The sequence below is a fragment of the Psychrobacter sp. PL19 genome (genome assembly GCF_017875835.1).
Classification (GTDB): Bacteria; Pseudomonadota; Gammaproteobacteria; order Pseudomonadales; family Moraxellaceae; genus Psychrobacter.
Window position 1 is genome coordinate 1,899,839 of the sequence record NZ_JAGING010000001.1, and the last position, 22,273, is coordinate 1,922,111.

Below are 22,273 nucleotides of genomic sequence, written 5' to 3' on the forward strand. Positions count from 1 at the left end.
TAATATCGATGCAGCACAGATCATCCTATACTCATCACAAAAAAACAGCCAAATAAATGAGTTATTTGGCTGTTTTAAAATAAAATGATTGGTCTAATAATTATAACGAGATTTGCTGGGCTTTACCTTTTTCTAGAGCGAGCTTGGCAGCAACGGAGGCAATCGCTAGATCTTGTAAGCCAACACCTGTACCATCAAAAAGTGTAATCTCATCAGCCGATGTACGGCCTGCATGCTTACCATTGATCACATCACCAATCGTTATAATCGCATCTTCTTTGATGGTGCCAGCAGCAATTGCGTGCTGTGTTTCACCCAGACTAATCGATTGTGCGACTTCGTCAGTGAATACAGTGGCAACTGCCATTAGATCAGCATCAACTTCTTGCTTACCTTTAGTATCTGTGCCCATACAGGCAATATGCGTACCGGGTTTGATCCACTCTTTCATAAGCAGCGGCTCAAACGCCGAAGTAATGGTAATGATCACATCAGCTTCTGCACATAATTGTTCACGTTCAACGGCCTCAAACGGTACGCCTAATTCTTCAGCAACTGCTTGTAGGTTTTTGAGACGATCTTTATTCTTATTCCAAGCGACTACTTTTTTAAAGTCGCGTTGCTCAAGAGCGGCGCGTAGCTGAAAAGTAGACTGATGACCGGCGCCGATCATACCCAGTACTTTGCTGTCTTTGCGGGCTAGATGGGCAATTGATACCGCAGATGCTGCTGCAGTACGTACGGCCGTTAAGTAATTGCCACCCACTAATGCACGCAATTTACCGTTATCGGGATCAAACAAAAAGATCGTTGATTGATGGTTGGTCAAGCCTTTAGCCGCATTGCCCGGCCAATAACCTCCTGATTTAAGACCCAGTGCTTTACCCGCACGGTCAAAGCCAGATTTAAAGCCATATAGTGCATCAGCATAGCCAATGGCTTCGCGGATAACCGGAAAGTTATAAGCATCACCTTGCGACATCGCCGCAAAAACATCTTCAACTGCGCTAAACGCAGAAGCACGATCAATCACTGACTTACAAGCGTCTTCTGATACGATTAGTAGACCGCCTTCATTATTAATATTGTTTTCCTCACTCATTGTAAATTCCTTTTTAGTGCGCAACTTTCAATACAATATGGGCTGGCTTCTTTAGCATATAGACTGGCAATCTTAGCCCAGCCAATCGTAATAATTCACGAAAGATGCTAGGGCTATATTTATAGCCCTGGCCACAACCCATTGCAAAAATTATAATATCGAGTGTAGAGTTTTTTAGTACATTTTACCACGTGCAGATACTGGCCATACGGTTTCGACTTTACCGTTACGTACGCCCACATACCAATCGTGAACATTACAGGTTGGGTCACAGTGACCAGGTACCAGCTTGAGCTTTTCATTTACTTTAAGCACGCCATGAGGATCGCTTACCACACCATGTTCGTCCGAGCATTTAACATATTCAACATCGTCGCGGCCATAGATAAATGGCAGACCACTATCGACTGATTGAGCTTTTAGACCGGCATCGACAATGGCTTTATCTGTTTTGGCATGGCTCATCACAGACGTTAGAAGAAATAACGCGTTTTCCCACTCATTTTTATCAATACGGTTGCCGTCTTCATCTAAAATACGGCCATAATCCGCATCCATAAACGCGTAAGAACCACATTGTAATTCATTATAAACGCCCGAATTACTTTCGAAATAGTAACTGCCGGTACCGCCACCTGAGACAAACTCTGGCTTTAAACCGATTTCTGTCAGCGCATCAACGGCATCTTTGACTTGAGCAACTGAAATTTTGGTCTTGGCTTGACGGTCACTATAGCTGTCCATATGCTGCATTGCGCCTTGATAGGCTTGGATACCCTTGAAATGGATATTGTCCGCAGCATCGATGGCTTTGGCGATATCGACCACAGCTTGGGTAGTAGTAACGCCACAACGTCCAGCGCCACAATCGATTTCGATAAAGCAATTAAGTTCAGTGCCGTTTCTAGTCGCCGCTTCTGATAACTCAGCAACGTTGTCTAGGTCATCGACACAGACCGTGATGGTTGAGCCCATCTTAGGCAGTTTTGCTAGGCGATCAAGTTTGGCAGGCTCGCGCACTTGGTTTGATATCAATACGTCCTTGATACCACCGCGCACAAATACTTCGGCTTCAGATACTTTCTGACAGCAAACACCGGCAGCGCCGCCAAGTCTTTCTTGCAGTTTTTGTACATCAACCGATTTGTGCATTTTACCGTGACTGCGGTGACGCATATTATGCGCTTTAGCATAATCACCCATTTTTTTGATATTGCGCTCAAGGGCGTCTAAATCCAATATCAAGCAAGGGGTTTGAATGTCGGCTTCATCCATACCAACAGATGCGGGTACGTTATAACCTACTTCTAATTCAGCAGCAATTGTCATTTTAAGTCTTCCATGTTGTTAGTTAGTTTTATTTCATTAATGGTATAAAAGCAGTTTAAATTTGCGCATAACGTGCGCTTAATTAACGCCTGATTTTCGTATGGTTGATATTTAGTTTCTGATGTTTAATGACTGATATTTAGTTCCATGGCAGTTTGTCAAGATCGACGTTACCACCAGTGATAATGACGCCAACCGTTTTTCCTGCAAATAGGTCTTTGTTCTTTAAAATAACGGCAAGTGGCACAGCACAGCTTGGCTCAATGACGATTTTCATATGTCGCCATGTTAATTTCATGGCTTCAATAATTTCTTCTTCGGTCGCGGTCAAAATATCAGTTACGTAGTTGCTGACAAAGTGCCAGGTCAAATCTTTAAGCGGTACTTTTAAGCCATCAGCGATGGTGTCGGGGGCGTCATCAGCGATGATATGACCAGCTTTTAGTGAGCGTGCAGCATCGTCAGCGTTTACGGGCTCTGCTGCATATATTTTAACGTCAGGGGCTAGGTTTGATAAGGTCAAGCATGTCCCTGATATCATGCCACCACCGCCGATTGGAGCAACAACCATATCGGGGTTTTTATCGAGCTCTTGCATTTGCTCTAAAAACTCACGTGAACAGGTGGCCTGTCCTGCGATTACTCTTGGGTCATTATATGGATGGACAAAGTCGCCACCAGTTTCTGCTTGAACCTTAGCAAACACTTCTTCGCGTGAGGTAGTTGATGGCTCACATTCGGTAATAATACCGCCATAACCACGTACCGCCGCTTTTTTAGCTTCTGGCGCGTTATGTGGCATCACTACATGACAGGGCACGCCGCGTCGGCCAGCGGCATAAGATAAAGACAATGCATGGTTGCCTGAACTGTGCGTACATACACCGTTTTTTGCCGCTTCTTCAGAGAGACCAAACACCGCATTTGAGGCACCGCGCACTTTAAAGGCACCGGCTTTTTGGAAGTTCTCACATTTAAAAAACATCTCACAGCCCGCCATCTCGTTTAAAAACTGCGAGGTCAAAACAGGGGTGCGATGAATGTATGGCTTGATGCGCTCATGAGCTTCTAGCATATCGTCAAGGGTTGGGATCGTTAATCCATCGTTATTTGTTATCATAAAAAATACCCCTTAATTTTTATTGTTGAGTTGCTTATTTATCTGCTTGTTTATCTATTTGGTTACTTATATCAGTTACTTTTAGTTGTTTTTTACTTAATGATTGCGGTAATACTCTTGCGCCGCAGCGACACCTTGACCCAGTTTGATAGGATAGTCCAAATCAACCATCGCCATCTCAATGGCTGCCAGCCCTGATAACATGATTACCTCAGTGAGTGAGCCTAGATGTCCAATTCTAAACGCTCTGCCATTCATCTCACCCAAGCCGACCCCAAAAGATACACCATATTTATTAAAGGCATGATCGGTTAGCGCGTTACTATCAAATCCTTCAGGGACATAGATAGCGCTTACTGTATTAGAGTAAAGATCGGGTGATGCTGCACATAATGTAAGCCCCCATGCGCTAACGGCTTGGCGTACGCCTTCTGCTATGCGGTGATGGCGCGCATAAACATTTTCGAGCCCTTCTTCAAACAACATATCGAGACTGGCTCTTAGACCATGAATCAGCTGAGACGGTGGCGTATAAGGAAAGCCACCATTAGCATTCGCTTTTAGCATGTCGCGAAAGTCAAAATAGGTACGGGGTAATCTGGCCTGATCCATCATGCTCAGTGCTTTTTGGCTAACCCCTAATATGGCCATACCCGTTGCGAGCATAAAACCCTTTTGCGAGCCCGCTACCGCCACATCAACACCCCAGGCATCCATCTCAAAAGGAACACAAGCAATTGAGCTCACCCCATCAACGAATAAAAGTGCAGGATGATCAGCACTGTCCATAGCGTTACGAGCAGCGCCAATGTCACTTAATACCCCAGTCGCCGTTTCATTATGTGTCACCAGCAGTGCTTTTATCTCATGCTCGGTGTCTGCACTTAAAATGGCCTGAAATTGATCAGCAGGCGCACCAGTGCCCCAAGGACATTCAATGACTTGCACATCGAGTCCATGACGCTGACACATATCAATCCAGCGATGAGAAAACATACCGTAGCGTGCAACTAGAACTTTATCACCAGGGGATAGGGTATTAGTGATAGCTGCTTCCCAGCCTGCTGTTCCGCTAGCGGTGAACATAATGATTTCACCGTCTTGCGTTTTAAATACTTTTTTAGCATCAGCCAGTACGGGTAACAAAGTATTTGAGAAACTAGGGGAACGGTGATCTTGAGTGGGCACGTTCATCGCGTGGCGTAGTCTGTCTGGTATATTGGTAGGACCAGGAATGAAAACTGGGTTTTGTAGCGACATGAGTTACATCCTTGTAAGTGTGCATAAAGGTGGCACAAAGAATTATATATGTAGTTTGTCAGGCAGATTTAGTGCAAGAGTCTTCCTGACTCATACAGTTGTATTTTTTGTGTTTTGTAGTTTTTAAACATTAACCATGTCAAGAGAAAGGGGTTGCAGGTGATTTATCACTCTACTGCTTACGGCTTTCTTTTTATGGCATTTCTTGCGGTAACTATTTTACGAAGGATAGATCAAGAGGTTTTGGTTGAAAAGTGTAGATACTCACCAACTGATTAAAATATAGCATTAACCGCAAGTTGTAACAAGTTATTTTTTAATATGTCAGTAAACTTGCTCTAGGGCGTGTCCTCAATTCAGTTGACAATGAATAAATATACAAGTGATATATAGCATAGACTTAAAATTATGAGCTAGCTTTTCATAATGTGTTGCTATACCTCTAAAATGCTTTAATCTTGCGAAAGTGTTCTCAACTAAATGAAGCAACTGATATAAGTAACTATAGTCATTTCACAATAAAAGAGGGTCGTGTGTAGCTATGTGCCACTGGTATAAATTTTTCTTACGTGCTGTTCACAGGCGTGTCTCGAGCCTGCAAAAAATTCATTCCAGTAGTACTGTATTTTTTAAACTGAATCGACTATAAGTAATTATCAAAGCTTGTATTTGCTGGTTTGGTATTTTTTATTTTTGGAATGACCGGATTGATACTCTCTTGTTTAAGCCTGTCTCTAATATGATTAGTATCATAGGTTTTATCAGCAACAAAATGCTCAGCACCATGTGGTATATCTATTAATTCGTTTGCAACTTGGCTGTCGTGGACTTGACCCCAGCGACTTCAAAACTAATCGGGTTTCCATACGAATTGACAGCGAAATATCTCGTCATAGTACACTTGTGCGTAGCCTTCAAAGTATGGCTTCCATGACTTATCTATCATTTTTCCATGAATGAGAACCGTAGGATTTTATGGTGGTTTTTAGTCGTTCTCAGATATGATCTGTCAGTACCGTTCTTGCCACTTTTCGTATAATATAAAAGTTAATAGAATAATCTATTATGACCTTATATTTAATGACTCTCTAGATTAGGGACACGCCCTAGTATGATTTTTATATTAGGGCGTGTTGAATATTCACAAATAAGCACTGCAAATAGCTGCTAGTTAATCAGAGCTGTATTTCAGACAAGAAAGACGTCAATCGACGATAATGCAAATGCTTGAGCTAGATTTGCTACATAGTATGGGGCAGTTTTAGCATCAGCTCTGAGGACGGAGTAAGCAAAGCACTACTTCGCCCGCCCGCAAGACAAGCGCTATGCTCGCAGTTGGACAGGTCTCTTTTTTGCCGCTACTTTGTCAAAACTATCCGCTTAGAATGACTAAACTGGATATCTTTGACCTTGAATCGACTAAAAAATAGTCACTGCCAGTGCTATGATTGAATATTCAACAGATCCTAAGGTGTTTTATTATAAAAAATAACCATATACTATTTTTTATTATAAAATATAAAAGGAAATAAGAACGATGCTAGATTTAGCCACTATGAGTCCAAAAGAAGTCAGAGAGTTAATTAGAGAAGGTAAGGTTGATAAGCCTACTTCTGGTATGTGTAAAGGTCATATACAGGCAAATTTAGTAATAGTGCCTAAGGATTTAGCTTACGACTTCTTATTGTTTGCGCAAAGGAATCCCAAGCCCTGTCCTATTTTGGATGTAACCGATGTAGGTAGCGCAGAGCCCAAGTTAATGGCCAAAGGTGCAGATTTAAGGTTTGATATACCGAAATATAGAATATATAAATTCGGCGAATTGGTAGATGAAGTATCAGATATAGAAGGTTACTGGAGAGATGATCTGGTAGGCTTTCTATTAGGATGTAGCTTTTCTTTTGAAACTGCCATGTTAAATGCATCTATTCCCATAAGACATATTGAAGACAACCATAACGTACCTATGTATATCACAAATATAGAAACGGAACCTGCTGGAGGTTTTTATGGAAAAATGGTAGTGAGTATGAGGCCAATACCGTATCAGCTAATAACAAGGGCCGTACAAGCAACATCTAGGTTTCCTCAAGTGCATGGTGCACCTATCCACATAGGAGACCCGGGTCTAATCGGTATAAAAGATATAAATTCACCTGACTTTGGTGACTCTTCCCTAATAAAAGAAGACGAAGTTCCTGTTTTTTGGGCTTGTGGAGTAACGCCTCAAAGCATAGCAATGACCAGTAAACCAGAACTCATGATCACTCATTCACCAGGATATATGTTTATCTGCGATCCTAGAGATGAAGACTTGGCAGTACTATAACTTTAATTAAAATCCTAAGAAATATCTGAGTTACGATTGTACGTAGTGAGACTTCTTAGTATATTCACATAAAATAATTATTCACTTCTTACTCTAATGGAATAGCTAATAATATGGATATTAACTTTACGGATCTAGAAAAGCTGATAAAGCTAGCGGAACGCTCCGATATAAATTCTTTAGAAGTGACCGATGGCGATACGCGTATTTCTATAGTCTGTCAGCCTAATAGCAATGAAAATAGCAGTGATAGCATCAATAATCATAGCAAAAGAAATTCTGCTGCCAGCGCTTTTAGCTCAGAACAACGAACATCAGTAAACGCTGATGGTAATAAAGTTCATACCAATAATAGTAACTTCAGTAATAATAGTGCTAATACTAGCAATGACAGTAGTAAGACTATTGATGAAAAAACATCTGCTAAAGACTCAGAAAACCAAGTAGTAGCGCCTATGATATCGGCACCCATGTTAGGTAGCTTCTTTCGACGCTCAGAGCCTACAGCGGATGCATTTGTTGAAGTTGGCGAACAGGTAGAGGAGGGGCAGACGCTATGTATTATTGAGGCGATGAAGATGATGCACGAGGTCAAAGCAGAGGCTGCCTGCACTATCAAAGAGGTATTAGTCGATGAAGGCGATATTGTAGAGTATGGACAGATCTTATTTATCATAGAGCCAAATAGTTAAGACTAACCAACATTGCAAAGTATTGCACAGTTGCTGTATTTGATATTGTATTTCTTAGGAAAACTGACATGTTCTCAAAAATATTAATTGCTAATCGTGGTGAGATTGCCTTACGTATTATCCGAGCCTGTAAACAGTTAGGCATTCAAACTGTAATCGCTCATTCAGAAGCGGATAAAGACTCGCTACCGGTACGCTTAGCTGATGAAAAGATATGTATCGGTCCTGCTAACGCGACACACAGCTACCTCAATCAAAGAGCGATTGTCTCCGCCGCAAAAATCACCAATGCCCAAGCCATTCACCCAGGCTACGGATTCTTATCCGAAAATGCAGACTTTGCTGCCCTAATTGAACAGTCTGGTCTTGTATTTATTGGGCCAACGGCAGACAATATCAGCAAGATGGGAGACAAGGTCGCTGCCAAAAAACAAATGACTGCCGCTGGCGTGCCTTGTGTTCCTGGTTCTGAAGGTGCTTTGCCTGCTGATAAAGACATGGTAATTAGCATTGCAAAAAAGGTTGGCTATCCGGTTATTATTAAAGCCGCGAGCGGCGGCGGTGGTCGCGGTATGCGAGTGGTCGAAAAAGAGGCTGATCTATTATCCGCTATTTCTATGACCCAAACGGAAGCCCAAGCCAATTTTGGTAGCGCTGTCGTTTATCTGGAAAAATATCTCCAAACGCCCCGGCATATTGAAGTACAAGTACTATCCGACACTCATGGTAATGCTATCTACTTAGGTGAGCGCGATTGCTCTATGCAGCGTCGCCATCAAAAAGTAATTGAGGAAGCGCCAGCTCCCGGTATTACCGATGAGCAGCGGCAGCAGATAGGTCAAGCTTGTGTCAACGCCTGCCAGAAAATGCAGTATCGAGGTGCTGGCACGTTTGAGTTTTTATTTGAGAATGGCGAGTTCTTTTTTATCGAGATGAACACTCGAGTCCAGGTTGAGCACACTATTACCGAGATGGTCACTGGGGTTGATATCGTTCAAGAACAAATACGAGTGGCCGCAGGGTTAGCGCTCGCGCACAAACAAAGCGATATCTCTATCACTGGACATGCTTTTGAGTGCCGTATTAATGCTGAAAGCCCTGATACCTTTTTGCCCAACGCTGGGCGTATAGACTACTGTCATATGCCAGCGGGGTTTGGTATTCGAGTGGACAGTCATATCGAATCAAACTATACCGTACCACCCTCTTATGACAGTTTAATCGCTAAAATATGCGTGCATGACCAGTCAAGAGACCAGGCTATAAAAAAGATGCAAGCGGCATTATCAGAAGCGCAAATTACAGGAATTGATACCAATATTAGCCTCCATCAACGACTGTTTAAAGATACTGGGTTTTGTCAGGGACAAATGAGTATTCATTATCTATCCGAATGGATAAAAGAAAATATACAAATTGAGAGTTAGTATAGTTAATCCAATTTAGAAACGGCACAATGCTAATGGGCTACTGGGATGAATTTTTTGCAGCCTCTGTCACGTGTGCGAACAGCAAGCAAAAAAAATTTATACCAGTAGCACGTTGCTACAAGAGTATTCCTTTTATTTTGAATCGACTATAGCAAAAAACAAAGCTGAAGCCGAAATGAAAACAAAGATAGTGGAGCGTGCGCTTATGGAACTACAATGGCAAATATGCAGTGAGACCAATCTGGCTTTGTTTTTTCCTAAACCTATGACTTTAGACAAACAGCAAAAATGCTGGGCTTTGGCCGATAGTATCCAACAGCTGCCAGAAGTCATAGAAGTGGTCATTGGTATGAATACGTTAAGTGTATTCACAATATCGTTACCATGGAGCGAGCTTAAAGACTTTAAAGATAGGCTATCCACTCTGCTTGATAATATTCCTTCAAAAACAATAGACGGTAAGCACGTTGAAATTCCTGTGCATTATGGTGGCCAATATGGTCCTGATCTAAAAGCTATGGCGAGTGAATTAGGTCTCTCTGTTGCAGCGGTTGTCGATTTACATACCGAGGCTACTTATACGGTTTATTTTATTGGTTTTCAGCCTGGCTTTCCTTATCTTGGCGGCTTATCTGAATCCTTGTATTTTTCAAGACATGCGATACCAAGAACTCAAGTGCCTGCAGGCTCAGTCGGTATTGGCGGTGAACAAACAGGTATTTATCCCTTTGAATCTCCAGGGGGTTGGCAGCTATTAGGCAAAACCGACACTTCTTTATTTGATTTGAATAAATCATCTCCTACTTTGCTTAACGCAGGCGATACCTTGAAGTTTACCGCTATTGATATTTATGAATAAGATATCCGCACATAAGGATCATAACAATGAGAAGTGCCAATAAAAAATACGAATAAATAGAAACATAAATAAATAGAAATATAAACAGGTGACATCAATGAAAGTTTTAAGCGCTAATGCCCTTGCTAGCATCCAAGACTCAGGACGATTTGGCTACCGAAGCATGGGCGTGGGTAAAAATGGGGCGATGGATAGCTGGGCTCTACAAGCAGGTAATGCATTGATAAAAAATGATCTCAACGAGCCTGCTATTGAAATTGCTTTAGGTGATTTGACCATACAGTTCGAGGAAGACGTCAGTTTTTGCTTAACAGGTGCGCTATACGAGGCGTATTTAGACGATAAGCGCATTCCCTGCTATTGGCGTATCAATGCGCAAGCGGGGCAAACTCTGAAACTTTTACGTCCACTACAAGGCATGTATAGCTATTTATGTGTGCATGGCGGCTTCAATATTGAACCTGTATTGCAATCGGCTAGCACCAATCTAAAAGCTGGTTTTGGTGGCTTTGAGGGTAGATATCTTAAAGTAGATGACCTCTTAAAAGTGAGAATCGCTGCAAGCTTACCCGTTATTGGAGTGGCTCGCCTTGCGCCAACCAATACCATTAGAGTGATAAAAAGTAGCGAGTATGAGCGCTTTACACCTTCCTCTAAGGACGCTTTTGAATCACAGCAGTGGAAGCTACAAAGTAGTAGCAACCGTATGGGCTATCGCTTAGCAGGCACATCGCCACTCGAGTTGATTGAGCCTACGCAGATGAGCTCGCACGGTGTCGATATTGGCATGATTCAAGTGCCGCCGCAAGGGCAGCCTATTGTGCTGATGGCTGACGCGCAAACGACAGGTGGCTATCCTAAAATCGCGACGGTGATTAACGCAGATATAGGATTGATGGCCCAAATCAGGTTTGGTAAAACCTGTCAATTTGTCGTCGTAGACTTAGAGCAGGCATTGTATGAGCAACAAAAAAGACAACATTATATCGATCAAATCAAGGAGTACGCCCATGAAAATTGATTTAAATGCCGATGTCGCTGAAGGCTGTGGCCAAGATGAGAGCCTATTATCCATAGTCAGCTCCGCTAACGTTTGCTGCGGCCTGCATGCCGGCTCTTATCAAGAAATGCTAACCACATTACAATTAGCAAAAACAAACAACGTTAGGGTAGGCGCCCATCCCGGTCTAGACGATAGAGAGAACTTTGGTCGTACCAATCAAACCTTAGATGAAGCCGCTTACCAGGCCTTATTGGCTTATCAATTGGGCGCGACTAGAGCGCTCTGTGACTTAGTTGGTGTGCCTTTAGAGTATGTTAAACCGCATGGTGCTTTGTATAATCAAGCGGCCGTTGATGAAGCCTTGTCAGATATTTTAGTTAGCGAAATCAAGCGTTTTGATCCAAATTTAAAAGTGATGGGTTTATCAGGTGGTTATCTAATTAAGTCAGCAAAAAACCATGGTTTAGTGACTATCTCTGAAGTATTCGCTGATAGAAATTATGAGAAAGATGGCTCATTGGTATCTCGTAGCAAGGATAATGCCCTAATAACCGATACTGATGAAGCGATTAATCATGTATTACAGATGATTACTGAAGGCACTGTCACTAGCATATGCGGTGCAAAGGTGCCAGTAGATGCTCAAAGTATCTGCTTACATGGCGACGGTGAACATGCCATTTTATTTGCTAAAGAAATAAAAAAACAACTAGAGCTTAAAGGTATTAAGGTATCTGCCCAATAACAGTTTGAGCGACCTATTCCGTATAAAACAAGGATGTTTATGAGTACCTTAAAAAAACACAATACCGCTATTTTGGGCGCGGCTTTTTTGATGGCAACCTCAGCAGTAGGGCCAGGGTTTTTGACCCAAACCGCTACCTTTACCGAAAGCCTAATGGCAAGCTTTGGTTTTGTTATTTTAATATCGATTATTATGGACATTGGGGTGCAGCTTAACGTTTGGCGAATAGTCGCTGTATCCAAAATGCGTGCGCAGGAGATTGCTAACTTAGTATTTCCTGGGGTTGGCTACTTACTAGCTTTCTTAATTATCGCAGGGGGTCTCGCTTTTAATATTGGTAATATTGGTGGCGCTGGTCTTGGTATGCAGTCAATGTTTAATATCTCACCTATTACTGGTGCATTGATCAGTGGTGTTATTGCTGTAGCGATATTCTTAGGCCGAGAAACTGGGCCTATTATGGATAAATTTGCTCAGCTAATGGGCTTCATCCTACTTGTATTGATCATTTACGTGGTATTTAAATCTGATCCACCACTAGCAGAAGCCGTTACTAAAACCATTATGCCTGATAAGATTGATGCCGTTGCTATTGTCACGCTAGTGGGTGGTACGGTTGGTGGTTATATCACCTTCTCCGGTGCGCATCGCTTGCTAGAAGCTGGCGTGAGTGGGGAAGAAAATATAGACGCTGTTACTAGAAGTTCAGTAACTGGTATTTTAGTTGCCTCTGTTATTCGTGTATTTTTATTCCTTGCTGTTTTAGGTGTGGTGTCTCAAGGTGTTTCATTAGATCCAGCAAATCCAGCAATGTCACCTTTTGAATATATCTTAGGGAACGCTGGTAAAGTTGTTTTTGGTATCGTAATTTGGGCTGCCTCTGTGACTTCTGTCATTGGCGCGGCTTATACTTCTGTTTCTTTTATGACTAATTTCCATCCTTTCATTGAAAAATATAAGCGCTATTTTATTATTGGCTTCATCGTTATTTCAACCCTCGTATTTTCCACTATTGGTAAGCCCGCCCAAGTGCTAGTGTTGGTTGGTACACTAAATGGTTTAGTCTTACCTATCGCTATGATAATTATACTTATTGCCGCTTATAGAAAAAATATCGTTGGTAATTATCAGCATCCTATTTGGATAGCTGTATTTGGTTGGTTAATTGCTATTGCTATGAGCATCTTAAGTGTGATGACTATTATGCAATATCTTGGAATCAGTTGAGAACCAAGTTAAGAGATAAACTAAGGAGTCCATTATGGATATAGAGCAAGTGGTACGTGTGGTCGAACTCGTTGAGGGCAGTCAGTTGCATGAAGTAACAATTGCACATAGCGGTCAGTCTATTACGGTAGTCAACAACCTAAATAAACAGGGTACTAGCTCTGTAGAGACAGCGCCTGCTTACAAGCCTAAAAATAATGAGCATTCGCATTTATGTGCTACTCATGTTGGACAAGTCTACTTAAGTGAAGACGACACAACTGATAACCTAGTTAATAAGGGTGATCATATTAAAAAAGGTCAAACAGTTTGTTTTATTGACGAGCTGACCCGATTGCTGCCCGTCATCAGTGAGAAAGAAGGTATCGTCAGCGCTGTTTTAGTTAAAAATGGGCAGAATATCGAATACGGTCAGCCTATTTTTAATCTGGAAGCATAAAGAACGTTTACTCTCTAACTGAGTACCAATCATTTATTCAATAAAACAAACACAATAAAACAAATATTTCATCATTAATACTGAGGGCTTATGAAAGACATTTAATTTCTTATAGGTATCAACCCTTAAGTGTGCTAGTTTGAATAATTTTAAGAAAGTTAGACAAAGACATAAATTTTCATGATTTCTGTCATTTAATGAATGATTAAAAATATTTAAACCATTAACTTTGTACCACCATACGCCTTTAATAAGAAGATTTTATCATGCCAAACCAACGTCCGTTATATATCCCCTTTGCAGGTCCTGCACTATTAGAAACCTCTTTGTTAAATAAGGGTAGCGCTTTTTCATCAGAAGAACGTGACAGCTTTAATTTAACAGGTTTGTTACCTCACAATATTGAGACGATTGAAGAGCAATCATTACGCGCTTATCACCAACTTTGCTCATTTACTAGTGATATGGACAAGCATATTTACTTGCGCAATATACAAGATACCAATGAGACGTTATTTCATCATTTGATTGATCAGCATATCGAGGAAGTTATGCCGTTGATATATACACCAACGGTTGGCCAGGCTTGTGAAAAATTCTCTAAAATTTATCGCCGTAAACGCGGTTTATTCATCTCTTATCCTGAGCGCCATAAAATTGATGATATGCTGCAAAATGCAACCAAACAAAAAGTAAAAGTGATTGTGGTCACTGACGGTGAACGTATATTGGGCTTAGGAGACCAAGGCATTGGAGGAATGGGAATCCCAATTGGTAAATTAGCGCTATACACGGCTTGTGGTGGTATCAGCCCTGCTTATTGTCTACCAATCTTATTAGATGTAGGCACTAACAATCAACAGTTAATCGACGACCCCATGTACATGGGCTGGAGAAATCCACGAATTTCTGGTGATGAATATAATGAATTTGTAGACTTATTTATTCAAGCGGTTAAACGGCGTTGGCCAGAGGTATTATTACAATTTGAAGATTTTGCACAAACGAACGCCACACCATTATTGAATAAATATCGCGATCAGCTGTGTTGCTTTAATGATGATATTCAAGGGACCGCGGCTGTTTCAGTCGGTACATTGATTGCCGCTTGTTTAAATAAAGGTCAAAAACTCAGTCAACAAAAAATAGCATTTCTAGGTGCAGGCTCAGCTGGTTGTGGTATCGCAGAGCATATTGTTCGCCAAATGCAGCGTGAAGGCCTAACAGAAGAGCAGGCGCGTAAACAAGTCTTTATGGTCGACCGTTATGGTTTGCTAACGGATAGCATGACAGAGCTACAAAAATTCCAAGTACCGTTAGTACAAAAAGAATCCGCTATTGAAAGTTGGGATAAGAGTCAGAAACTCGGTTTAGCACAAGTGGTTAAACAAGCAAAAATAACGGTATTGTTTGGTGTAAGCGGGCAAAAAGGTCTATTTACACAGGAGGTGATCGAAGCTTTATGTGTTAATACGGAAAATCCAATTGTATTACCGCTGTCAAACCCAACGTCTCGTGTTGAAGCAACACCGCAAGAAGTGACTAACTGGAGCAAAGGCAAGGCCATTATTGCAACGGGTAGTCCTTTTCCTAATACAACTTTTGAAGGTCAGTCTTTTGAGGTTTCCCAGTGTAATAACAGTTATATATTTCCAGGTATTGGCCTAGGTGTTTTAGCATCACGTGCGACGGGGATCAGCGATAATATGTTAATGGCCGCGAGCCAAGCACTTGCAGACATATCAATGGAATATAAAAAAGAACCAGGTGCATTATTGCCTCCAATAAGAGTCATCAGAGAGATCAGTGAAAAAATTGCCTGTGCAGTTGCACTACAAGCGATTGAAGATAGATTGGCATTACCTGTCACGGTAGAAAATTTAGAACGTCGATTAAAAGCTAATTTTTGGTTACCTAAATACCGCAACTATCGTCGTACTTCCTTCTAGCGGTTAGAAAGTGCATATAAAAAAGCCGAATGCTATTGTTACAAGTAGCATTCGGCTTTGTTTATTTTGCTTTTTATTTAACTGAACCGCCCCGATTACATCGGAGATTATCTATTTAAGTTAGGCCAACAGAGGCTTTAACAGATGAATAACATCTTTGGGTTTGCCTCTATCCGATAGGGCCTGCTCCAAAGCATCCAGTACTCATGTGGTGTTCATACGATTAGACACCTTCCAGCCGACGATAATACCAGCAAACACATCAATGATGAAAGCTCTATAGAGCCAGCCACTACCTGTCTTGATATCAGTAAAGTCAGCGACCGTGAGAAGCACCGCTTCGCAAGGTTAGGATAACCAGCTGTAAAGTTATGCGTCATTAAGTCATCCGCCCGCAGCTGATCGTCATCGTATTCTCTTAGAATGTTGAGTCTCCGACAATACCAGGGTGGTTCAGTTGCTAAGTAAAAATACTACTGAGCAACTTCTGTCATCTCATTTAAGATGAACGATTCGAGCGTGCCATCTGTTGCGGCTACGAAGTCTTTTAAGTGTTGGTTTTCTTTATGTGTCAGCCACAGCTCACGCGATGCCCAACTTTCATGAAACATGAAGTGAGCAGGGTTTTCGTTATCTTGGTATAGATTGTATTGGAGACAGCCTTCCTCTACACGCGTAACTGGTAGGAGCTTTTCAAGTTCAGTCTTCACTAAGGCGATGTGGTCATCTTTTGCAGTGATATTGGCAATAACGGTTAATATAGTCATTTTTAGTCCTTTTTTAGTCCTTTTTTAGTGGGATTGTATTAAAAATATTTTAGTACAATTTTAATAATTTTTAAATCGTCCTGTCTTAAAATAAGTCGATACATTTTTATTTAGCATTGGTGTTTATCGGTTACGGCCCATCGTATATTTCCTTTACTGCCTTATCAAAATAATATTCAGTATTCTGGAGGTGATACTTGCCTCTCTAGCGGCGCTTACTCTCATCAACCATTGAATCTAAATTATTTGGTATAGGCGCAACATTAACGTCTTTAAATATCGCACAAGTAAAACACTTGTTGTGCCTAATCTTGATAATTAAATGAGTGGTTATCTAAAACTTGTACTTGAACGACCGTTCAATTATAGTTATAGTAACTGTAACAGCAAGTAATAAAAAAATGGTTCAACTCACAATTCAGATTCTTGATTATTTCTATAGTTGCCAAACTAATATTTTTATATAATAGGATAGCGTTATGCTCAAGTTTTATTTTCACCAAACCCCAAACCCAATGAAAGTGGCTCTTTACCTTGAAGAGACCGGCTTGCCGTATGAATTGGTTGCTGTAGATACTTTAAAAGGCGAGCAACACACACCTGAATACCGCGCTATTAACCCGAATGGTAAAACACCGGCAATTGAAGACGATGGCACACGCGTGTTTGATTCGACTGCTATCTTAATGTACCTTTCTGAGAAAACGGGAAAATTAGCAGGACAGCCAGAAGATCGCGGTGAGATGCTGTCGTGGTTGCTGTTTGTAGCGACAGGCCTAGGGCCTTTTTCTGGTCAATCCGTTCATTTTAGACACAAAGCACCAGAAAAAATACCTTATGCTATCAATCGCTATCTTCGTGAAGCTGAAAGTCATTATGAAGTGCTCGATACCCACATGGAAGGCCGCGAGTATATCGTTGGCGACGAGTATTCAATTGCCGATATTTCAGCATGGGGCTGGATTGATAAAGCTGCTGTCGTATTAGACGAAGAAGAATTAGAGAGCTATCCCAACCTAAAACGTTGGTTTGCAAATGTAAATGCACGTCCTGCGGTAGAAAAAGCCCGAACTCTTGCTAAAAATATCGAGTTTAAGACTGAGTTTGATGATGTTGCCGCACGGGCGCTATATCCACAAAACTTTGATAAAAAAGCCTAATCGAGACAAACAGAACTAATATTTTTCACCAACATAGAAGTGATAAAAATGGAAAATCAATACACACCACCAAAAATATGGACTCATGACGCAGAAAGTGGCGGTAAATGGGCAAGTATCAATCGTCCGGTTTCGGGGGCAACCCATGAAAAAGAGTTACCTATCGGCAAGCATGCTTTGCAACTGTACTCAATGGGCACGCCTAATGGCCAAAAAATTACCATCATGTTAGAGGAGTTATTAGCATTAGGTAAGGATGCGGAATATGATGCCCACATGATTAAAATTGGCGAAGGCGATCAATTCACATCGGGGTTTGTAGATATTAACCCAAACTCTAAGATTCCAGCACTAGTTGATCACTCTAGTGACGATGCTGAGCCTATCTTTGAGTCGGCTTCGATTTTACTGTATCTTGCTGAAAAATTTGAAGCATTGCTGCCTACAGAAGGCAATAAGCGTACAAAGGTCTTTAACTGGCTATTCTGGTTACATGGCTCCGCGCCATACTTGGGTGGTGGGTTCGGTCATTTTTATGCTTATGCCCCCGAAAAATTTGAATACCCTATCAATCGTTTTACGATGGAAATCAAGCGCCAACTGGATGTATTAGACAAGCAATTAGCGACGAACGAATTTATTGCCGGTGATGATTATAGTATTGCGGACATTGCCATTTGGCCTTGGTATGGCAATTTAGTTTTGGGGAATTTATACGACGCACAAGAATTTCTTCAGGTTGAAGAATACACCCATATCCAGCGTTGGGCGACAGCCATGTTAACGCGACCAGCAGTACAACGTGGCTGCATCATCAACCGCAATTGGGGTGAAGAGTGGGAGCAGCTTGAAAACCGTCATAATGCTGATGACATTGATAAAGTCTTAGCATTAAAGCCAAAGTAGTTTATCTCGAATAAAGCCAAGCGATAAGGTAAGAGACCAAGTAATACTATTATTACTTGGTTTCTGTTTTTTAAGACAAGCTTTTAAGACAAAATTTCTAAGGTAAAAACTATGAGTGCCCCAGTAAAATTTAATCGCGATGATGTGGTTGAAAAAGCAAAAAATCTCTATTGGCAAAAGGGCTACCACGCAACGTCAATGAGAAACCTACAAGACGTGGTGAATATGCATCCCGGTAGTATTTACGCCGCTTTTGGCAGCAAAGACCAGTTGTTTGCAGAAGCACTAAATCGTTATGCTAAAGATGGTGCTCAGAGGCTTGCTGACTGTATGGCAGAAGATAACACCGTGCTGGGTGGTTTGAAGCGATTCATTCATAGCGTGACTGTATATAATACAGCCACTGCGCCAAGTGGTATGTGCATGATTGTCAAAACGGTCTCTGAACTCACCCAGAACGATAGCCCAGATTTATTGGCTCATGCAACGGGTATTTTAGAGAATATAGAAGCATCTTTTTCTGCTATTTTTAGGCAAGCCATCGACGATGGTGAAATCAGCGTTAAGAAAAATCCGGTTGAGCTGGCGCGTTATTTCCAAATTCAAATAATAGGTTTGAGGACGTATGCTAAAGTCACCAATGATAGTGATGCCGTAGAAAAATATATTGATGATATCTTTGAAAATATGGTGTAGAAGGGTATTTTTCTCTAGCGTGTCATAAAGCAATCATATATTCACCAGCGACACGTGGAGTGACCTATGCTGTCAAATCCGTAGACATTAACTTGGGAGGTTTTAATTATGCAGCCTGACGGTAAAAGTCAAGCCACATTCGTCTTGGCGTTTTATAGCCCAAGCCCTTTTGAATCCTAGTCTGGTTGTACTCAAGCTCAATATATTTAATGATGTCATTGATGGCTTCGAATCTCGTTTTATAATCTTGGTGATACACCAGCTCGTTCTTCCTTGCGGAGCAGTGCTCCTCACCTGAGAAGCTCTCTATTGGTGCATTGTCGAAGCAATTACCTTTGCCGCTCATTGAGCCCTTAAACTTATGCTGTTTGATGATCTTGTGATAATCATGACTACATACTGACTGCCTCTGTCAGAGTGGACGGTCAAGTTCCTACTTGGTCCTTTGTTCTTAATAGCCATGTTCAATGCACGGCAAACTAAATCTGCTGTCATGCGCTTATTAATGGCATAGCCGACAAGCTTTTTAGTATATAGGTCTTTAACGCCCGCCAAGTACAACCAGCCCTCGCGCGTCCAGATATAGGTGACATCGCTGACCCTGAGAAGCACTGCTTCGCAAGGTTAGAGCGACTGGCATCAAATTTCTGATCAAGCAAATTCGGATAGACAAGCTTATTGTGATTTGAGTTGGTGGTGATTTTAAAGCGCTTGTGGCGACGACAAGCAATGCCGTGTTCTTCTTTAAGGCTTCTGACCATATATTTGATGATGGCATACCCTTGCTCTGTAAGATGAGCATGCAGACGCTCATAGCCAAAGCGCTGCTTGATCACATCATGAGCCACTCTGACCAGTAATTCACTGTGATTGCGATGTATTTGCTGCTCACTGATGTCACGGTTTACCCAGCCATAGTAGCTTGATGGCTTAACGTCCAATACACAACACATACGAGTAATGCTAAATATTTGCTGGTTGGCTTCAATAAAGGCGTACTTCACTAACTGTTTTTCGCGAAATACGCCGTCGCCTTTTTTAATATCTCTCGTTCCTCTTCAGCTATTTTTAATTGCCGTTTGAGTTGCTTGATTTCTACAAGAGCTGCCATAAGCTCAGGATCATATTGTTCTGTGCCGACAAGCTTGCCTTGATTGGTTTTGTTCTGCCAATTGGATAAGGTTTGCATCGCTATTCCTAATTACCGAGCAGTTACACCAAGATTGCCGTTATTATCAGCTATTTTTTTGACGGTTTCTGCTTTGAATTCTGTACTGTAGCTCTGTATTTTTTTGGTCATGGTAAACTCCCTATCGAGTCGTTAGTTTACCAAGTTTATCTCTACGGTTTCTTCAGCATAGCCCAAAGATGGCTAACGCAATGGCACTAGCAAAGCCACCGAGGTAATTTACTTTGCCCGTACTAAAACTAAATGAGTTTTTTTTAGTATTTTTTTAGCGTATGAATAAGCAAATATAGCAATAAGGCTGAATGCGTGCTCATATGCCACTCATCAGCCAGTAACGCGATAGAGTCAGACCATGTACCCGCAGCGATCTCCAAAACCATGATTATCGTCGTTAACCAGAATACAATCTTAACCTTAGATTTATTTTGGGCGTTATCGACACCGAAATCATGAGAGTGCTCCCACTGAATAGTTGATAACTTTTTAGAACACCACCAAACAGATTAACAGTATCGATACTGTGAGTACGCTTACTATCACTTGAGCGTTATTTTTGATTATTAGATAATCTCACTATCAAACATAACGAGCGTTGGAAGCCTGACAACTGTTGAGATTAATCGGCAAGCCGGCGAAGACCTTAAGTTTATTCAGTTGTATCACTTGAAGCTCACCATTATCATATTTTAGATAGTCAGTAACGCAAAGCTTATGAATAATTCGCGATAGGGTTTCAGGAGTAATATTCAACTATTTGGCTAGATATTTTTAGGTAAAAATCCAAAGTATTTTTTATAGAAAAATCATTTTTGGGGGTTGATGCATTAAGAAGTTTTGATGGGAGATATTCCAAGCGTAAGCACCCGCTAAAGTGAAAACAAGGCAGTCTCCAATACGCAGTTCTTCAATCCATTGATTTTGTGCCAGCACGTCTTTAGGTGTGCACAGCTGGCCGACAATGGTCGCATTAGTATTAGTGATGGCAGCTTTATTTGTCAGGCTTTCTTGATGTTCGGTTTCTATTGTTTTTATAGTGCTGCGAGGTACAATGAAGAAGGGATGGTTGTGTTGTTGCGCGGCGGGTGTTCTAAAATGGTGTGTACCGCCATGGCCAATCACGAATGTCTCACCAAGATTTTGTTTGATGTCTAACACCTCCATTACATAATAACCACAGGGCGCTGTGATAAAACGTCCAATCTCAAACCTCAAATTAAATTCAGGATTAGCCTTTAAAATAATTGAAAGCTGTTGGCAAAATTTTTGCCAATCAAAATGTTGAGGATTATGATCATAGTGAATACCTATACCACCACCGACATTGATGGTCAGTGACGAAGGCAGTGATGAGTAGTCATGCTGCCACTTCTTGACCATGTCAATATATCGCTGTATTAAAAGCAGATGGCGTTCTACAGATAGTTGGTGAGACATTAAATGAAAATGAAACCCACATAGTTGAATAAGTGGGCTTGAGTCAATAATGTCTAGCGCTTGTTTAAGGCTGGTTTCATCCAATCCGAACGGTGTAGGTTTGCCGCCCATGACCAGTTTACTGCTACCTATATCACCGATATGGATGTTCATCCTCAAAAATATACGTACGGGAAGCTGTAATGATTGACTGAGGGTTTGAATTCTAGACAGCTCTACCAGACTTTCTACATGAATCGTATCGATTTGTTGGTGAATGGCTTGATGAAGGTCTTCTATAAGCTTTCCTGGTCCACCAAAAATAATAGGGTTGTTAGGTTGATGGGTTTGTAACCAATTGAGCTCGCCACCAGAAGCAGCTTCAAAGCCATCTACATGGTCTGCTAACGTTGATAATATCTCAGGCTCAGCGTTGGCCTTGATGGCATAAAATAAATGTGTGCGATCTGGTAAACAACGCGTTATAGTCTTTATTCGTTCTTCTAGAGCTTTCAAGTCATAAATATAAGCACAAATTGGTGACTGTTGAGCACCAAATTCATGAATGCAATCAATGATTTTTGTATGAAGGTTATTATTATTTGATGCTTTATTTCGCACTTTATTTGAGGGTTTTGTCGACGCGTCTGTTATCATT

Annotated in this window: 18 protein-coding genes and 4 pseudogenes; 12 read left to right on the forward strand and 10 right to left on the reverse strand. The window is 41.3% G+C overall.

Translation table 11 applies throughout. The annotated features are described in order from the left end of the window. Nucleotides 1–100: 100 nt before the first annotated feature. From bhcD to H4W00_RS12745, 6 genes and pseudogenes are all read right to left on the reverse strand, one after another. A complete protein-coding gene (gene bhcD, locus H4W00_RS07720; RefSeq protein ID WP_209956975.1) occupies nt 101–1,102 on the reverse strand; it encodes an iminosuccinate reductase BhcD in 1,002 nt (333 codons plus the stop codon). Nucleotides 1,103–1,276: 174 nt separating this feature from the next. Next, nucleotides 1,277–2,431, reverse strand: coding sequence for a 3-hydroxy-D-aspartate aldolase BhcC (bhcC, locus tag H4W00_RS07725; protein ID WP_209956976.1), 1,155 nt, complete (start codon nt 2,429–2,431; stop codon nt 1,277–1,279). 139 nt (nt 2,432–2,570) lie between these two features. Beyond that, on the reverse strand, nt 2,571–3,551 hold the full coding sequence (gene bhcB, locus H4W00_RS07730; protein ID WP_209956977.1) for a beta-hydroxyaspartate dehydratase BhcB: 981 nt from the start codon (nt 3,549–3,551) through the stop codon (nt 2,571–2,573). 96 nt (nt 3,552–3,647) lie between these two features. Continuing rightward, nucleotides 3,648–4,811: an L-aspartate--glyoxylate aminotransferase BhcA gene (gene bhcA / locus H4W00_RS07735; protein WP_209956978.1), complete on the reverse strand. Its 1,164-nt coding sequence runs from the start codon at nt 4,809–4,811 to the stop codon at nt 3,648–3,650. 351 nt (nt 4,812–5,162) lie between these two features. Next, nucleotides 5,163–5,312: pseudogene (locus tag H4W00_RS07740) on the reverse strand (IS5/IS1182 family transposase); the annotation flags it as partial. Nucleotides 5,313–5,454: 142 nt separating this feature from the next. Further along, nucleotides 5,455–5,634 (reverse strand): annotated as a pseudogene (locus H4W00_RS12745) (IS5/IS1182 family transposase); the annotation flags it as partial. A gap of 714 nt (nt 5,635–6,348) precedes the next feature. Between H4W00_RS12745 and H4W00_RS07750 the strand changes: the two are divergent. The 9 genes from H4W00_RS07750 to H4W00_RS07790 all read left to right on the forward strand — a co-directional run bounded on the left by H4W00_RS07750 (nt 6,349) and on the right by H4W00_RS07790 (nt 15,484). After that, nucleotides 6,349–7,140, forward strand: coding sequence for a putative hydro-lyase (locus H4W00_RS07750; protein ID WP_209956979.1), 792 nt, complete (start codon nt 6,349–6,351; stop codon nt 7,138–7,140). A 113-nt stretch (nt 7,141–7,253) separates the two neighbouring features. Then, nucleotides 7,254–7,832, forward strand: coding sequence for an acetyl-CoA carboxylase biotin carboxyl carrier protein (locus H4W00_RS07755; protein WP_209956980.1), 579 nt, complete (start codon nt 7,254–7,256; stop codon nt 7,830–7,832). 68 nt (nt 7,833–7,900) lie between these two features. Beyond that, the gene (gene accC, locus H4W00_RS07760; protein ID WP_209956981.1) at nt 7,901–9,259 is read left to right on the forward strand and encodes an acetyl-CoA carboxylase biotin carboxylase subunit; all 1,359 of its coding nucleotides are present in this window, start codon (nt 7,901–7,903) and stop codon (nt 9,257–9,259) included. A 178-nt stretch (nt 9,260–9,437) separates the two neighbouring features. Beyond that, on the forward strand, nt 9,438–10,121 hold the full coding sequence (gene pxpB, locus H4W00_RS07765) for a 5-oxoprolinase subunit PxpB (RefSeq protein ID WP_334684913.1): 684 nt from the start codon (nt 9,438–9,440) through the stop codon (nt 10,119–10,121). Nucleotides 10,122–10,218: 97 nt separating this feature from the next. Continuing rightward, complete coding sequence (locus H4W00_RS07770) at nt 10,219–11,142, forward strand: biotin-dependent carboxyltransferase family protein (RefSeq protein WP_209956982.1); 924 nt, start codon at nt 10,219–10,221, stop codon at nt 11,140–11,142. After that, a complete protein-coding gene (pxpA, locus tag H4W00_RS07775) occupies nt 11,132–11,869 on the forward strand; it encodes a 5-oxoprolinase subunit PxpA (RefSeq protein ID WP_209956983.1) in 738 nt (245 codons plus the stop codon). The genes H4W00_RS07770 and pxpA overlap by 11 nt, the downstream gene beginning before the upstream one ends. A 39-nt stretch (nt 11,870–11,908) precedes the next feature. Then, entirely contained in the window at nt 11,909–13,096 is a 1,188-nt protein-coding gene (locus H4W00_RS07780; protein ID WP_209956984.1) for an NRAMP family divalent metal transporter, read from the forward strand. Nucleotides 13,097–13,130: 34 nt separating this feature from the next. Beyond that, nucleotides 13,131–13,535, forward strand: coding sequence for an acetyl-CoA carboxylase biotin carboxyl carrier protein (locus H4W00_RS07785; RefSeq protein WP_209956985.1), 405 nt, complete (start codon nt 13,131–13,133; stop codon nt 13,533–13,535). A gap of 266 nt (nt 13,536–13,801) precedes the next feature. Beyond that, the gene (locus H4W00_RS07790; protein WP_209956986.1) at nt 13,802–15,484 is read left to right on the forward strand and encodes an NAD-dependent malic enzyme; all 1,683 of its coding nucleotides are present in this window, start codon (nt 13,802–13,804) and stop codon (nt 15,482–15,484) included. Nucleotides 15,485–15,628: 144 nt separating this feature from the next. Here H4W00_RS07790 and H4W00_RS07795 read toward each other — a convergent pair. Next, nucleotides 15,629–15,891, reverse strand: a pseudogene (locus H4W00_RS07795) (DDE-type integrase/transposase/recombinase); the annotation flags it as partial. 66 nt (nt 15,892–15,957) lie between these two features. Next, nucleotides 15,958–16,251 carry a putative quinol monooxygenase gene (locus tag H4W00_RS07800; RefSeq protein WP_209956987.1) on the reverse strand — a complete coding sequence of 98 codons (294 nt, stop codon included), beginning with the start codon at nt 16,249–16,251 and terminating at the stop codon, nt 15,958–15,960. A 479-nt stretch (nt 16,252–16,730) separates the two neighbouring features. Between H4W00_RS07800 and H4W00_RS07805 the strand changes: the two genes are divergently transcribed. The 3 genes from H4W00_RS07805 to H4W00_RS07815 all read left to right on the forward strand — a co-directional run bounded on the left by H4W00_RS07805 (nt 16,731) and on the right by H4W00_RS07815 (nt 19,013). Further along, nucleotides 16,731–17,411 carry a glutathione S-transferase family protein gene (locus tag H4W00_RS07805; protein ID WP_209956988.1) on the forward strand — a complete coding sequence of 227 codons (681 nt, stop codon included), beginning with the start codon at nt 16,731–16,733 and terminating at the stop codon, nt 17,409–17,411. 48 nt (nt 17,412–17,459) lie between these two features. After that, nucleotides 17,460–18,317: a glutathione-dependent disulfide-bond oxidoreductase gene (gene yghU / locus H4W00_RS07810; protein ID WP_209956989.1), complete on the forward strand. Its 858-nt coding sequence runs from the start codon at nt 17,460–17,462 to the stop codon at nt 18,315–18,317. Between the two features lie 111 nt (nt 18,318–18,428). Then, the gene (locus H4W00_RS07815; RefSeq protein ID WP_209956990.1) at nt 18,429–19,013 is read left to right on the forward strand and encodes a TetR/AcrR family transcriptional regulator; all 585 of its coding nucleotides are present in this window, start codon (nt 18,429–18,431) and stop codon (nt 19,011–19,013) included. A gap of 106 nt (nt 19,014–19,119) precedes the next feature. Here H4W00_RS07815 and H4W00_RS07820 read toward each other — a convergent pair. Both H4W00_RS07820 and H4W00_RS07825 read right to left on the reverse strand, forming a co-directional pair. Further along, nucleotides 19,120–20,313 (reverse strand): annotated as a pseudogene (locus H4W00_RS07820) (IS3 family transposase). Nucleotides 20,314–20,994: 681 nt separating this feature from the next. Next, nucleotides 20,995–22,272: a type III PLP-dependent enzyme gene (locus H4W00_RS07825; RefSeq protein WP_209956991.1), complete on the reverse strand. Its 1,278-nt coding sequence runs from the start codon at nt 22,270–22,272 to the stop codon at nt 20,995–20,997. Between the last annotated feature and the right edge of the window lies 1 nt (nt 22,273).